This is a genomic window from Maridesulfovibrio frigidus DSM 17176, from assembly GCF_000711735.1.
GTDB classification, from domain to species: Bacteria; Desulfobacterota; Desulfovibrionia; order Desulfovibrionales; family Desulfovibrionaceae; genus Maridesulfovibrio; species Maridesulfovibrio frigidus.
Window position 1 is genome coordinate 18,525 of the sequence record NZ_JONL01000008.1, and the last position, 13,155, is coordinate 31,679.

Below are 13,155 nucleotides of genomic sequence, written 5' to 3' on the forward strand. Positions count from 1 at the left end.
GTCTAAGTACTGAAATAAGTCTTCTTGATTTCGTATTTTTTTAGCAAAGCGTAAATGCGAGAATTTGAAAGACCAGAGATCTTGGCCGCTTGGTTAATGTTGCCTTTGCAATGTAAAAAAAGACTTTCCAGATATAGCTTTTCGGCCTGCTCAAGCGCTTGTTCTCTGTAGGTTTTAAGCTCTGGAAATTCATTGGTATCGAGCAACTCTGATCGGGGCAAATCAACCGTTTTAGTTGAGTTTTTTTTAACGTCAGATTTATTACCCTGAATGATTGTTAAAACCGTTTTGTTTTGTGTTTCAGGGAGCATAGAATGCTGTGCTGCTGCAACGCGAATCCTCACTGGAAGGTGAATAGGGATGAATTCGCTGGACTCAGAGTGCGTCGTAAATATTTGCTCGAGAACATTAAAAAGTTCCCGAATATTTCCTGGCCATGAGTGAGCTGCAAGAGATATCATAAAATCTTCAGAGATTGAAATCGGCGGTGCATCAGAATCAATACTGAGTTTGTTGAAAAAATATCTTGTGAGCTCAGGTATATCTTCTTTACGCTGCCTAAGTGAAGGCAGTTCTATTGTGTAGGCCTGCAAGCGGTATAGGAGGTCCTGTCTGAATCTTCCCGTCTGAACTAATGCATCCAGATCAAGGTTTGTAGAAGTAACAAGCCTGAAATCACTCTTGACTTCGTTATGAGATCCTACCGGGCGGAATGTGTGCTCTTGCAGTACTCTAAGGAGAGTTTTTTGAAGAGCTAAAGATAACTCGCCAACTTCATCTAAAAAGAGTGTTCCACCATCAGCCTTGGCAATAAGGCCTTCAGATGTAGTGCTTCCACCTGTGAGATCATGGATTTTAGTGCCAAAAAGGGTGCTTTCAACTAGCTTCTCAGGAATTGTAGCGCAGTCGACAGCGATGAAAGGGCCTTTGCGTCTGAGGCTGTTGTCGTGAACGGCCTTAGCAAAAAGCTCTTTTCCTGTTCCGGTCTCACCAAATAGTGAAACACTGATGTGCTTTTCTGCAACTTTTGCTGCCTGATTTAAGCACCTGGTAATGGATTTTGAACGTCCAACGATATTGTGATGTCCAAGCTTAGGGTGTGAAGCCTGCTTTTCCGATCTATACTGTAGCACTCTTTGCATGTGTAGCAAATATTGCTCGGTTGAAGCCGGTTTACTTATATAATCCCATGCTCCGGAATTAATGGCTAGCTCAGCTCCTATTGTGTTTCCTTTACCGGTAATAATAACCACCTCAGGAGTATTCGCCAGTTGCTGAAGTTCCGGCAGGGCATCAAGACCATTCCCATCAGGAAGGACCACATCTAGAAAAACCACATCAAAGCGTTCTTCTCTTGCTAGCGATAGACCTTCTTTAAGTGTTAGGGCATATTCACCGTTATGCCCTAGATGGTCGGCAAGTACGCAAAGTAAATCACTAATATGTGGATCGTCATCAATTATTAATACGTTAGCCATATTATTTCTTTGTGCTGGTTCGAGAATTGTATAAAAAAGTCTGGAGCTATACTAGATACATTGTAGTACCTGAGCATATGAGTCATTAGCTTGCAACCTTTTTCCCTTTGTTACGAAGTATGAAGGGTAATCCCAATAAGCTGAAAAGAGTCATCCATAGTCGCATCATCAGGTAGATGGACGCGCCGGCTGTAATAATCCCGTTTGATACGAGGGCTAGTAGTGTTTCAAAGGCCGCTTCGTTTATACCGAGTCCGGCTGCAGGAGAAGGGATTATTCCTGCAAGAAATGAAAATGGTGCGGCAAAAAAGACTTCACTGAAATCTGGTATTGCAGGAAGGTTTTGAGTTTGAGAAAAAATGAATAATGATAAGACGTATAGCATGTGCTGAACTGCTGTTATGAGAATGATTTTTAATAAAAGTAGTGGGCAGTTTCTGAAAACGAGTAGTGCAGACACAAGCTCACCTATGCGCGATCCTATCTTTGTATTGCTAAATAGCTTTTTAAAAATAATCCCATTTTCCAAAAATTCCGGTGCAATTAAAGCTGAAAGAATCGAGCATGTGGACGCTGCAAAAATAACTGGTCCGATTTGTTCCGCTAAAAAGGAGGTCTGTGCACCGATGCAGAGATAAAAACTGTATATATAAATGGGCATACCGATCAAAAGAGCGGCGGTTCTTCCTTTTATTAGCGAAACACCTCCCATGAAAAGTGACAGCCATAGGCCGCAGAGAAACCCAAGCATTGGAACCGCTATGGTACGAAGGTCCGACGAAGATTCAACCAGAGACAAGTTTAAAATCATCCCAAGCCCACATAAACCAATTAACCCCATGGTTCCGATAATGCGATCAGCTAAAATGGCAGCTCCGGCATGCGCTCCTTTTTTGGTTTCTTTAACTGTATAGAAATACCGCGCAAAATCTCCACTTGCAGGGCCAAGCACGCACTGTGAAAAGAAATACATAATTGAGGTGATTTTGATGGATTTAAATAAGCCGAGCGGTGAGCCCACTCCTCGTAATAACTCTTTGTAACGCACTGCTCCCAGCGACATAGCTATGAGAGTTATCATGCTTCCCGCAAGCAGGGCAGGCACTTTGCTAAAGGGTACATATAGGTATTCAAAGCGAATGCTGCCCGATTTAATAAGCCAAACAATCAGGCCGATGGCAAGAATGGATTTACCAGCGGTTGAGAGCACCGCCTTAGCGCGGGATGTCTTAGGATCAGGATAATTCAATTATATTGCTCTAAATTTTATATGGTAAGATTATTCAATTCTGTTGAGAACTTCTTACAAATTTTAAACTCCATAAGCAACAAAAAGCCCAAATAAGTTGGTAAGCGTTGTTGACGTTGGTCCTATTCTAATGATAGTTGTTATGTCAACAGTTGACTAGTCAATGGTTGTTTGTGGCTAATTCTATGTGATTAAATGGGGAGAATATGAGTAAACATGCATCTTTTGGGTTTATGAATGCACAAATGGTCCGTCTGCATAAAGCTATTTTAGCAGATAAGCTGAATGAAATAGGTATTACCTACGGCCAGATAGGGTTCATAATGCAGGCACTTAGGCATCCCGGACGCAATCAGGATCAGATTTCACAAGTTGTGAGTGTGGATAAAGCCGCAACTGCTAGGGCCATAGCAAAACTAGTCAAAAACAATTTTTTATATAGAGAAGAAAATCCTGAAAACAGGCGCGAAAAATTAGTTTACCCAACAGAAAAAGCGCAAGAGATAGAAGAAGATCTTCATCAAGCATTACAGGCGGCAAATCAGTTAATGATGTCCGAGTTGAGTGAAGATGAAAAGGTTCTATTAATGAGCTTCTTGCGAAGAATGATTGATACCGGGCGCGGTACGTTAGGCCTTCCATCTGTATGGGATATTCTCTAGCAGTTAAGGGTTAATTTGATATTATTGAATGTGGATATATGACGAAAGAAAGGTGTATTATGATAGATGATACTAAAAAAAGAGCTGTAATTCTGGCTGTATCTGTGACTCAGTTTACAATGCCGTTTATGTTTTCGGCTGTAGGTGTTGCTCTACCTGCAATAGGTCGAGAATTTGGTGCGACGGGCATTGATTTAAGCCTTGTTGAATCAATATATATTGGCGGAGTTGCAGCGCTTCTTCTTCCATTCGGGCGATACTCTGACATGCACGGCAGGCAGCCTGTGTTCAGGCTCGGTGTACTTTTATACGCTATATTTACGCTTCTGCTCGGTTTCTCACAGGATATTAATACTGTTATTTTCTTGCGCTTAGGGCAGGGGATTTCAGGCGCACTCGCAATCGCAACTAACATGGCGCTACTTACAGACTCTGTTCCCCCAAAGGAAAGAGGAAGAGCTATGGGGCTTGCTGTAGCCGCTGTATATATCGGCTTGTCCGTCGGCCCTTATTTGGGTGGTTTGGTGACAACTCATATGGGATGGCGCTGGCTTTTCTTCCTTGGGACGATCCCCCTTGGAATAAGTTATATTGTTGCTTACCGAAATTTGAAGGAAAAATTCTGCTCTTCGGATGAGAAGTTTGATTATTCCGGTAGTATTATGGTTATTTTCTCGGTAGCCGCACTGGTCTTTGGTGGAACGAACCTTAGCGCTGGCTGGCCCGGAGTGGCGCTGCTTCTATCTGGTCTTGTGGGTTTTGCCATATTCATATTTATGCAGGGAAAAGCAAAATTCCCGCTCGTAGAGTTGTCTCTTTTTAAAGAAAGAAAAGATTTCTCGGATGCTGCTTTTGTACAGTTCATCAGCTATGCAGGTACGTTTGGAATTGTTTTTTTGTTTAGTCTATACTTGCAGAGTGTGAAGGCAATGACACCACACGAAGCGGGCGTTGTACTTGTTGCCCAACCTATCGTTCAGGCCGTGTTATCCCCCCTTTGTGGCCGGCTTGCCGATCGCTTTTATCCGCGCATTATTGCCATGTCGGGTATGATTGTTTGTACCGCCGGATCGATAATGGGAGCCTGTGTTGGGTCTGAAACATCACTGACGTATTTATATACGATGTTTGTAGTGCTAGGAGTTGGTTTTGCACTATTTTCTGCACCTAATATGATTATTCTGATGGGCAGTGTGCCGCCTTCGCGGTTCGGATTTGCTTCGGCAATTACCGGCGCTTTGAGGACAATCGGAATGGTCGCTAGTATGGTAATTATTGCTATTTTCCTTTCCGTATTCATGGGAGATGTGATTGTTTCGCCAGGGTCTGCGGTTCAATATATGAAAGTGATGCATTACTCTTTGATGACTCTTTCAGGACTGTGCGTGATAGGCGTAGTAATTTCAATGCGTCAAGTTTACAGACGTTTTTATGGAAAAACAGAGGTTGCCAAGTGAGAATATTATGTGCAGTCTGCGGACATCAAAAAGGAGAATTAAATGGTATCACATAATGTTAGCGGCTCTGAAATTTTAGGGGCTTCAATTAAAGCCAAGAGAAGGCTTGAAGATAACACAAGTCTTGAAGATGGGTTTAAGGCCGCATCTGATCAGGCTCGAGTACTTGCGTATTACCTGACTCTTCTTGTGAAGTGGAATAAGGCTATGAATCTGGTAGGTCCCAAGGGTTGGGAGGAAATATTTCATTCACTAATAATTGATAGCTTGTATCTGGCCGACTTCCTAAATTCGCTGGATCTACCTGACAATCCGAACACGCTTGACCTTGGTGCGGGAGCTGGACTTCCGGGTATACCGCTAAGAACTTTATGGCAGAGCGGAAATTATAACCTCGTGGAGTCGCGTCAAAAACGCACAATATTCATGCGCACAGCACTTCAGGTGATGAAGTTGCCAAGAACCGAAGTTTTTCATGGCAGAGCAGAAGCTTTACCAAGTGAATCTTTTCCCGCAGATATTATTTTAAGCAAAGCTTTTATGCCTTGGAAAGAACTTCTGCCATTCGTGAAGCCAATGCTTGTAGAAAATGGCCGCGTGATAATTTTATCAAATAATTGCGCTCCGAAAGAGGGAAAAATAAAATCTCTTGGCTTCAATTTAGAATCTTCAATGGAATATAAGGCTGGAAAGAGAATGCACTATCTCTGGTCATTATCTTCCGCAACCTGACCCATCATACCGCCCTTGAATATAAGCTTTGTGGCATGTTCGTCAGCTATCTCGGCGACATCCATAAGTTTTTCAAGGAAGTCTAAAATTTCAAAGCGTTTCTCTTCTGTTCCATTATCAAATTCAAACTGCATGTCACCGGAAGTCATGTAGTTTTCGAGTTTTTCAAGATATTCTGGTTTGATCATAACGTATCCTTTTTAGTTCACGCTTAAAGTAGCGCTTAATTTACGCCTCATTTGCGCTAAATCAATACTTAATCTGCACTTAGATTTGTCTAAGCTACGATAACTCACGCCAAATATTCAAATAGCTCCCTTCCCCTCTAACAAATAGGGTGGCTAAAGGGCATAGCCCTTTAGCCACCGGAGGCCTAACTGGGCACTATTTATATAAAAATACTAAACATGGTGATAAGGAGAACCCCGTAAAATAGATGCAGCTCGGTATAATTGCTCAAGCAGCATTGTGCGCGCCAACTCGTGTGGCAAAGTCATTTTACTGAGCGAAAGTTTGACGCGTGCCACATTTTTCACTTCATCGGAAAGCCCGAAAGGACCGCCTATTATGAAACATGGGGTCAGGTTCGGATCTTCTGTCCAAATTTGCAGCTTTTTAGATAGCTGGACTGAAGTAAGTTCTATGCCAGTTTCGTCAAGGCATATGACCATATCTGAAGGGCGTATTTTGGTAATGATGGATTTTCCTTCACGCAAAACTTTGTCTTCGGGCGGAAGTTTTCCGGGGGCATCTTTTAAAATTGTTTCATCAAGTTTGTGAAATCTGCCAAGTTTTTTTGAGTAGTGAGCGGCCGCATCTCTAAAGAAAGGTTCCTTTAATTTGCCCACCCATATAAATCTTAACTTACTCATAAAAGCTAACTACCTTTTAGGGTTGCGTCGAGCTTGCCATCTTTTAATGTGATGGATACATATCCGCCGCCTGAGGCCATGCCCGGATTAAAAATTCGTGATTTCCCGATCATATCTTCACCGCGCGACTCATGAATATGTCCGCTCAAAACCAGATCCGGCTGTACCTTCTCAATGAATGCGCGAATAGCACGGCTGCCAACATGCATTCCGTTTGAAATCATGTCCAGTTTTGTGTCGTATGGTGAATCATGCACTGCAAGGATCAGCTGATCATAATCTCCAACCTTTTCAAAAGTCTCGTCCAGCCATTTTGCAAGCTGCTCTTCGCTTACTTCGCCGGGAGTTCCAAAAGGCGTAGGGATGGAAAATCCGACTCCCATAATTTTGATTCCGTCAGCAAGTTCTCTAGCTTCAAGATGAAGGTTCGCTTTTTTGTCAGCGAGAAAAGCTGTGACGTTGTTGCGATCCATATTCCCTGCCTGAGCAAGGATATTTGTATTTTTGTCGTAAATAGAATTCCAAACTTTCTCTATAGCGCCTTGTGGAGAGTGGTTCGTTAAATCTCCGGTAATTATGACGCCATCTGCTTCGGATAACTCAGGAATCAATGAAACAAAGTTTAGGCTTTGGTGAATGTCACCGAAAGCTATCCAGTGCATATTGTTATCAGGCATATCGTCTCCCGCTGTTTTGAGATATGGTCACAGCTGAAAAAACAGTTAAATGTATTTTCATTTGAAATAGTCGCTTCAAGGACAGATTTAATAGCATTAAAGAGTTCAAAAACCAATCCTGCTAGTGCTCGGATATCCGCTTGATGCGTTCGCATAAGGGATGATAAGTTCTTTGCAGAGTGGCAAAGCTTACAGCATGGGATTTTAGTAGAGTACAGGATTAACGATTTCTAAATAGATACGATGCAGTTAATTGCGATAAATAAGGGTGATAGATTTGGATAAGAGCGAAATTAGACAAGGATTGCTTAAGCGTAGGGGGGAGCTTTCAGCAGATGATGTTGGGGGTATGAGTAGCTCTATTGTCTCTCATGTGCAGTCTCTTGCAAAGTGGCGGGATGCGCAGGAGGTTCTGCTTTATTGGCCCATTAAAAATGAAGTGGATGTCAGGCCACTTCTTCGCGATGCTTGGGACATGGGGAAGAAAGTCTTTATGCCTTGTTGCAGACGGGAAGAGCCCGGTATTATGGATTTCGGAGTCGTGCGGGCGGAAGAGGATCTTTTGCACGGATCATTCGGAATAAAGGAACCTTGTCGATCCCGCTGTGAATTTCCAGACGCTGTATCTCCTGATATTATGATAATCCCGGGCGTCGGCTTTGATCATAAAGGGTATCGAATTGGGTTTGGGGGGGGGTATTATGACCGCTTTCTTGCTCGGCCCCAAAAGGATGGGTTCTTGTCCGTTGGAGTTTGTTATTCATTTCAAATTGTTGATGAAATTGTAGCGGAAGACTGGGATAAACCAGTGCATTCTATCTGTACTGACAAGGAAATTATATGTCCAAAATAGAGTATATTCCATTTGTATTTCCGGGAATTGAGAATGTTTCATGTGCGTTTACAACCAGAATGGGAGGGGTATGCGAACCTCCTTTTGATCAAGGTAATATTTCTTTTGACGTAGGTGATGACCCGTATGCTGTCCGTGCAAATAGAACGGCTCTTGCCGCATCTCTAGGGCTGAGTCACTGGCATGAATGTATGCAGGTTCATGGCGATATTTTACACTTTGAGCCTAAGCCTCAATCTGCGGAAGAAGTTGCTGAGCTGGAAGGTGACGGTTTTACTACTGCGCTTCGTGGACACGGTCTGGTTATAAAAACTGCCGACTGCCAGCCCATATTGATTGCTCATAAAAATGGGGATTTCATTGCAGCTTTGCACAATGGTTGGAGGGGGAATTCTATTAACTATCCGGGTAAAAGCGTTGCGCGCATCTGTGATCATTACGGATGTTCTCCAAAGGATCTTTTGGCAGTGCGCGGGCCAAGCCTAAGTCCGGCTCTTTCGGAATTTGTAAATTTCAGCTCAGATTTTGAACCGGGACATGATAGCTATTTTGATGACGAGACAAAAACAGTAGATTTATGGAAGCTGACTCATGATCAACTAGCCGGAGCAGGGCTTAAGCCTCGTAATATTTTTGGAATAGACATGTGTACTTATTGTATGAATGAAACATTCTTTTCATACAGGCGTAAGAAAAAATCTGGACGACAAGTCTCCGTAATCTGGATAAAGTAGTCTGGATTAAACCATCTGTTTTTAATTGATCTACTTTTTTTTAGCTTGCTTGCGAAGCTCTGAAACGGGAACGCCGCCAATGCCCCAGTTTTCAGTTTCAACTTCGTCGATTGTGACTACTGTAGTGGCTGGGTTTTTACCAAGAGTCTCAACTAGCAGGTCTGTGACGCCTTTAATAAGTTTAGCTTTTTGTTCTTTGGTAGCGCCGTCTTTAGTAATGCGAATGTTAACGTAGGGCATACTGTTCTCCTCATAAAGAAAACCCCTTTGGCGCATGCGTCAAAGGGGTTTATGTTTTGGAATGTAAAGCAATTGCTTTTAGGCGTTCTCAGCGTGTTTTTTTTCAATCAGCTTGAAAACCCTTTCTGCGAGCTGGTTTATTTCTGCTTTTGAAATCTGGTCGTCAGCACCTACAGTTACTCCCTTATGGAAGAGTGTGTCTGTGATGATAGAAGAACAGAGGAGAACCGGAAGATGTCTTAGTTCAGGATCTCCTTTGATTCTTTTGGTAAGGTTGTGACCGTCCATGACAGGCATTTCGATATCTGTAACAACAATATCGAGGTAGTCATCAATGGTTTTTCCCTCTGCCTTTGCTTTCTTACGCATTTCGGTAATTTTATCCCACGCAGATTTACCATTGTGGGCTCTTGTTACCTTGAAGCCTGCATCTTCGAGCATTTGTCCGATCATGCGGCGAATCATGGTAGAGTCATCTGCAATGATGGCTTTAAGCTGCTGCTTTTCAATTTTAGCAACTAAAGTAGCATCAGGAGCATCTGTAAGGTCCATGCCAGGGTTAAGGTCTGCGACTATTTTTTCCAGATCAAGCAAGAAAACAATTCGTCCTTCAAGTTTAACCACTCCTGTTATTGAATTGGCTGTAAGTGATGAAACCTGTCTGCTTGGAGCCTCTACATCTTCCCAGCTGATGCGGTGAATTCGTGTTACGCCAGAAACCAGAAATGCCGTTGAAATTTTATTGAATTCCGTGACGATTACTTTAGGGGCTTCTTCTTCAACTCTGTTTTTACCAACTCTGCTGCTAAGATCAATCAGAGGAATGATTTCAGATCTGAGATCAAAAGCTCCCAAGACCGCATCACTTGCAGCATCGGGCATATCTGTAAGTACAGGCAGTCTAATAATTTCAACTACTTTAGCTACGTTAATTCCGTAGTAATTACGTCTTGTAGTTGATCCCTTTACACTATCAGATTCATCAATGAAAAATTCAACAATTTCAAGCTCATTAGTGCCTGATTCAAGAAGAATATTCGTTTGGGACATTTTTAATCCTCCCCGGAAAAATATGTGAAGTCAGCTTGCAAATAAACAGGTTTGTTTTATTCCGTGTAATATTAGCTCGAAAACTTTGTTTGTGAAAGGTCTTTTTAAATAAAATAATGAAACATAGACCCTTAAATCAAGTTGAAATGGTAGAATTGTCAACCCAATTAAGCTCCATATTGCAATTCTAAGCAAAATAATAACATAATAGGCTAAATTAGGTCTAGTTGATGATACCTTTTTTTATAGCTTTTTAACATTATATATGAATTAAATTTCTTTTTCCCCGTTTGGAAAGCGATTTCACCAAGCTCCCGTGCAAGTCTCTGTTTTAGTAGTAATGATGATGTTTTTTCAATAAAACTATTCTTATTAAAAGGTGCAACCAGAAGACCATTTATACCATCAGTGATTTGCTCTGGAACCCCTCCAACAGCGAAGCTTACTGCTGCAAGTCCCTTAGACATTGCTTCAAGAGTTACCAATGGATGGTTATCTGCAAGGGTTGGGTATGCAAGCACATCTGCCGCGGTCATGAATTCGCTGAGCGTTTCCCTGTCTACATATGGGATCGCGATAAAATCGCCCTCCCGTAAATTCTTATCGCCCCCTATGGCAAATCCTATAGCCTCTGGAACATTCTTTTTTATACCTGCCCAATATTTTTTCCAAACCGGTCCAGATTTGTAAGCTGCGCTTTCTCCCCCGTGAGCAATAAAAAGGACCACTTTGGATGTGGGGTGCAGTCCAATTTTTTCTCTGCTCTGCTTCTTGTTTCCGATATTTTCAGGCCAGGGAATTCCATTAGGTATAATTTTAACAGACAATTTTGGCTCGGCAATTTTGGTCTGGTTTGCAAGCCATTTGGAAGGAGATATTAAAAAGGCCTTCCGCTTTGTGATAATATCTATGCTTTCTTGGCGAATGTTTTCGGAGTCAGCAAACCCGCGTGGGCACGGGCATTTACATTTTTTCTCAAAATGAGTGCAATCAAGAGGGTGTGTGCATCCTCCGGTAATTAATTGCGAGTCATGCATGGTAATAACAATTTTCACCTGATCAGGAAGCGCAGCAAGAAATTCAGTGGGATTGGCTGAGGAGTGAAAGTGAACTATGGAATTAGGTGGGATGTTTTTTGCCGCTTGCGCAGGAGATATGAGCTGGTCACCCGGCTCTTCGGACGCTTCGAATGAATGCTGCGTTTTATAGCCAGCTTCTTTTAGTCCTTCATATATGATTAGAGCGACGCGTGTTGCTCCTCCGCTTTTTTTTAATGCGGTGTGGTGGATGATTGTTCGCATCTAGCACGCCTTTTCTAGAATATCATGTTTCAAACCCCATAAAATATGAAATTCAGCTTCTCGGCTGGTTAGCTCTTGAGCCATGGACTGAATTTTGGCGATTAGCTCAGAAGTTGTAATAGGTTTGCGGGCAAAAAAAGCCATTTTCCTAACAACTTCCTGTTTAAGCGATCTTTCAACTCCTTTATATATGAGAGGGAATTCTTTCTCATGATATATTGCAAGGCCTGTAGAGCCTGTCACAACCATTGTATCCGCGCTGATTGCGGATGTCGGATAATGAGAGAACAATTCTCCGAATCTTACCTGTGCAGGGTGGAGAATGTCAGCAAGCCCTTCAGTTTCTACCGGGGTGGTGCTCAGTTCTTCCCATAGCGCAATGTGCTGACGGATGACTTCCTGCCACGTAAATTTATCGCGGACTCTTTCCGCTCCTGATTTCCCCATAGACTCTCTTCGCTCACGATCCTTAATCAGCGTTTCAAGTCCCTTGGCCAGCTTCGGTGTGCTTACTGCTGTTTGCTGAGCAAGGAGCAGGTGGTATTGATTGTCAAAGCATAGAGGCGCCATTAGGTCTACAACAGGAGTTTCCGCCGCACCGATTGTTTCGATTAAAAGTCCTGTTTCATTGTGGACTACTAAATCTTTATAGCCGTCGTAATCAGAAGCTACGATTGGCAAGCCCATTGCTCCGGCCTCAAGTATGGTGAGACCGAAAGTTTCCTGCGGATTGTCTGAAATGGAGACGAAAATATCTGAACCTCGGTAGAGGTCAATTTTCTGATGATCAGTCGGACGCGCAAAAATGGATAATTCAAGACCCATATTACGGCTGAGCTCCTTCAAAGTGTTGGGAAAATCATCTCCATCATCCATCCATCCAGCAAGAATAACTCTTACATCTTCCCGGGCGATTCCAGCTGAGAATACGCGCTGCATAGCACGTAGTAGAGGCAAAATATCCATCTTAGAGTAATGGGCAATTCGACCGAAAACTAAGATGTTAACACGGTTTTCAGGAGTGTTTAAGCCTAGATTATCTAGTGCGTCAGCCTTTTGCTGTGGAGTCGGCGGAACAAGTGCTAATGGATTTATCCCCAAAGGAATTTTTTTAATTTGCGGGGAAGGAAATTTTTCTTCATCCAGCTCAAACCCTTCTCGCAGGTGCTGAAAATATTTTTCTACAACCTGAGTGCCGGGAGTTGAAGTTGCAACAATGCAATCGCGGGCGGTGGTTCCCTTCCATATATGATTAAGGAAAGCGGAACCGTAGTTGCTGTAACTCAAAGAATGGGTGGTGCCGGTGATTGGAAAGATGTTTTTCGCAAATTTATTTCTGACACGTGCCAGATGAGGGGGGTAGACGATGCAATCGGACTGGTGAAAACAAAAGTATTCATGCTTACTGATGTAGTCTGGTAAATCCCGCCTATCCAAAATTTTGACCTTGTCCTTCTCTAATAATTTCAGAAAGTTATTAGATATGAATCCAGATAACTCCTCACGGCTGTTTCCGCCGCTGAGAAAGAAATGATATTCGTCAAAAGGGTCCTCGGTCAGCAATCCGTTTAAAAATCCAATGTTTGCGACTTTTCTTCCAAGTATCGGCCCTGTTTCATAAAAGGGGTCCAAAGTTCCCCATATTCTTTGAGTTTTCATACATATTTCAAGCCATATTTGGGCCTGTTTTGTCAAAGGATTTTATTGCCATCGTAATTGGTATTGTGACGGAAACCCGGCACTCTTTGCCATATTTGATCTGTTTTAGGTGTCCCATAATCCCCCCTGTTTATCTGGCATAAAGATTATAACACGAACGCTTTTGTGCTCTTCTGAGTCTATAAGCGACT

14 protein-coding genes are annotated in these 13,155 nt (G+C 42.6%); 5 read left to right on the forward strand and 9 right to left on the reverse strand.

What is annotated here, in order from left to right:
* Window positions 1-2: 2 nt before the first annotated feature.
* Together BR06_RS0114985 and BR06_RS0114990 are read right to left on the reverse strand one after the other, a co-directional pair.
* Entirely contained in the window at window positions 3-1,478 is a 1,476-nt protein-coding gene (locus BR06_RS0114985) for a sigma-54-dependent transcriptional regulator (RefSeq protein ID WP_031484490.1), read from the reverse strand.
* An 85-nt stretch (window positions 1,479-1,563) separates the two neighbouring features.
* On the reverse strand, window positions 1,564-2,727 hold the full coding sequence (locus BR06_RS0114990) for a lysylphosphatidylglycerol synthase domain-containing protein (protein WP_031484492.1): 1,164 nt from the start codon (window positions 2,725-2,727) through the stop codon (window positions 1,564-1,566).
* Window positions 2,728-2,933: 206 nt separating this feature from the next.
* Between BR06_RS0114990 and BR06_RS0114995 the strand changes: the two genes are divergently transcribed.
* From BR06_RS0114995 to rsmG, 3 genes are read left to right on the forward strand one after another with little or no spacing between them, the layout of a single operon-like run.
* Entirely contained in the window at window positions 2,934-3,389 is a 456-nt protein-coding gene (locus BR06_RS0114995; protein WP_031484494.1) for a MarR family winged helix-turn-helix transcriptional regulator, read from the forward strand.
* A 59-nt stretch (window positions 3,390-3,448) separates the two neighbouring features.
* On the forward strand, window positions 3,449-4,846 hold the full coding sequence (locus BR06_RS19360; RefSeq protein WP_235727739.1) for an MFS transporter: 1,398 nt from the start codon (window positions 3,449-3,451) through the stop codon (window positions 4,844-4,846).
* A 42-nt stretch (window positions 4,847-4,888) separates the two neighbouring features.
* Window positions 4,889-5,578 (forward strand): 16S rRNA (guanine(527)-N(7))-methyltransferase RsmG, encoded by a 690-nt coding sequence (rsmG, locus tag BR06_RS0115005; RefSeq protein WP_031484495.1) that lies wholly within the window; start codon window positions 4,889-4,891, stop codon window positions 5,576-5,578.
* Here rsmG and BR06_RS0115010 read toward each other — a convergent pair.
* From BR06_RS0115010 to BR06_RS0115020, 3 genes are all read right to left on the reverse strand, one after another.
* Entirely contained in the window at window positions 5,548-5,766 is a 219-nt protein-coding gene (locus BR06_RS0115010; RefSeq protein WP_031484496.1) for a hypothetical protein, read from the reverse strand. The two genes, rsmG and BR06_RS0115010, sit on opposite strands and share 31 nt — an antisense overlap.
* Window positions 5,767-5,979: 213 nt before the next feature.
* On the reverse strand, window positions 5,980-6,450 hold the full coding sequence (locus tag BR06_RS0115015; protein WP_031484497.1) for a 23S rRNA (pseudouridine(1915)-N(3))-methyltransferase RlmH: 471 nt from the start codon (window positions 6,448-6,450) through the stop codon (window positions 5,980-5,982).
* Between the two features lie 5 nt (window positions 6,451-6,455).
* Window positions 6,456-7,127, reverse strand: coding sequence for a metallophosphoesterase family protein (locus tag BR06_RS0115020; RefSeq protein WP_084154173.1), 672 nt, complete (start codon window positions 7,125-7,127; stop codon window positions 6,456-6,458).
* A gap of 268 nt (window positions 7,128-7,395) precedes the next feature.
* On the opposite strand from BR06_RS0115020, the gene BR06_RS0115025 reads away from it, so the two are divergent.
* Together BR06_RS0115025 and BR06_RS0115030 are read left to right on the forward strand one after the other, a co-directional pair.
* Complete coding sequence (locus BR06_RS0115025; RefSeq protein WP_031484499.1) at window positions 7,396-7,980, forward strand: 5-formyltetrahydrofolate cyclo-ligase; 585 nt, start codon at window positions 7,396-7,398, stop codon at window positions 7,978-7,980.
* Complete coding sequence (locus BR06_RS0115030; RefSeq protein WP_031484500.1) at window positions 7,968-8,714, forward strand: polyphenol oxidase family protein; 747 nt, start codon at window positions 7,968-7,970, stop codon at window positions 8,712-8,714. Before BR06_RS0115025 ends, BR06_RS0115030 begins: the two co-directional genes overlap by 13 nt.
* 30 nt (window positions 8,715-8,744) lie before the next feature.
* On the opposite strand, the gene BR06_RS0115035 is transcribed toward BR06_RS0115030, so the two are convergent.
* The 4 genes from BR06_RS0115035 to BR06_RS0115050 form a co-directional block, all read right to left on the reverse strand.
* On the reverse strand, window positions 8,745-8,990 hold the full coding sequence (locus BR06_RS0115035; protein ID WP_084154176.1) for a tautomerase family protein: 246 nt from the start codon (window positions 8,988-8,990) through the stop codon (window positions 8,745-8,747).
* A 42-nt stretch (window positions 8,991-9,032) separates the two neighbouring features.
* Window positions 9,033-10,004 carry a chemotaxis protein gene (locus BR06_RS0115040; RefSeq protein WP_031484502.1) on the reverse strand — a complete coding sequence of 324 codons (972 nt, stop codon included), beginning with the start codon at window positions 10,002-10,004 and terminating at the stop codon, window positions 9,033-9,035.
* A gap of 212 nt (window positions 10,005-10,216) precedes the next feature.
* Entirely contained in the window at window positions 10,217-11,305 is a 1,089-nt protein-coding gene (locus tag BR06_RS0115045; protein ID WP_031484505.1) for a glycosyltransferase, read from the reverse strand.
* Window positions 11,306-12,964: a glycosyltransferase family 4 protein gene (locus BR06_RS0115050; protein ID WP_031484508.1), complete on the reverse strand. Its 1,659-nt coding sequence runs from the start codon at window positions 12,962-12,964 to the stop codon at window positions 11,306-11,308.
* Window positions 12,965-13,155 lie beyond the last annotated feature (191 nt).

Excerpts from the sequence above, each read along its gene's own strand:
- BR06_RS0114985 (WP_031484490.1), bottom strand. The coding sequence starts at position 1,478 with ATGGCTAACGTATTAATAATTGATGACGATCCACATATTAGTGATTTA.
- BR06_RS0114995 (WP_031484494.1), top strand. The coding sequence starts at position 2,934 with ATGAGTAAACATGCATCTTTTGGGTTTATGAATGCACAAATGGTCCGT.
- BR06_RS19360 (WP_235727739.1), top strand. The coding sequence starts at position 3,449 with ATGATAGATGATACTAAAAAAAGAGCTGTAATTCTGGCTGTATCTGTG.
- rsmG (WP_031484495.1), top strand. The coding sequence starts at position 4,889 with ATGGTATCACATAATGTTAGCGGCTCTGAAATTTTAGGGGCTTCAATT.
- BR06_RS0115010 (WP_031484496.1), bottom strand. The coding sequence starts at position 5,766 with ATGATCAAACCAGAATATCTTGAAAAACTCGAAAACTACATGACTTCC.
- BR06_RS0115015 (WP_031484497.1), bottom strand. The coding sequence starts at position 6,450 with ATGAGTAAGTTAAGATTTATATGGGTGGGCAAATTAAAGGAACCTTTC.
- BR06_RS0115020 (WP_084154173.1), bottom strand. The coding sequence starts at position 7,127 with ATGCCTGATAACAATATGCACTGGATAGCTTTCGGTGACATTCACCAA.
- BR06_RS0115030 (WP_031484500.1), top strand. The coding sequence starts at position 7,968 with ATGTCCAAAATAGAGTATATTCCATTTGTATTTCCGGGAATTGAGAAT.
- BR06_RS0115035 (WP_084154176.1), bottom strand. The coding sequence starts at position 8,990 with ATGCGCCAAAGGGGTTTTCTTTATGAGGAGAACAGTATGCCCTACGTT.
- BR06_RS0115040 (WP_031484502.1), bottom strand. The coding sequence starts at position 10,004 with ATGTCCCAAACGAATATTCTTCTTGAATCAGGCACTAATGAGCTTGAA.
- BR06_RS0115045 (WP_031484505.1), bottom strand. The coding sequence starts at position 11,305 with ATGCGAACAATCATCCACCACACCGCATTAAAAAAAAGCGGAGGAGCA.
- BR06_RS0115050 (WP_031484508.1), bottom strand. The coding sequence starts at position 12,964 with ATGAAAACTCAAAGAATATGGGGAACTTTGGACCCCTTTTATGAAACA.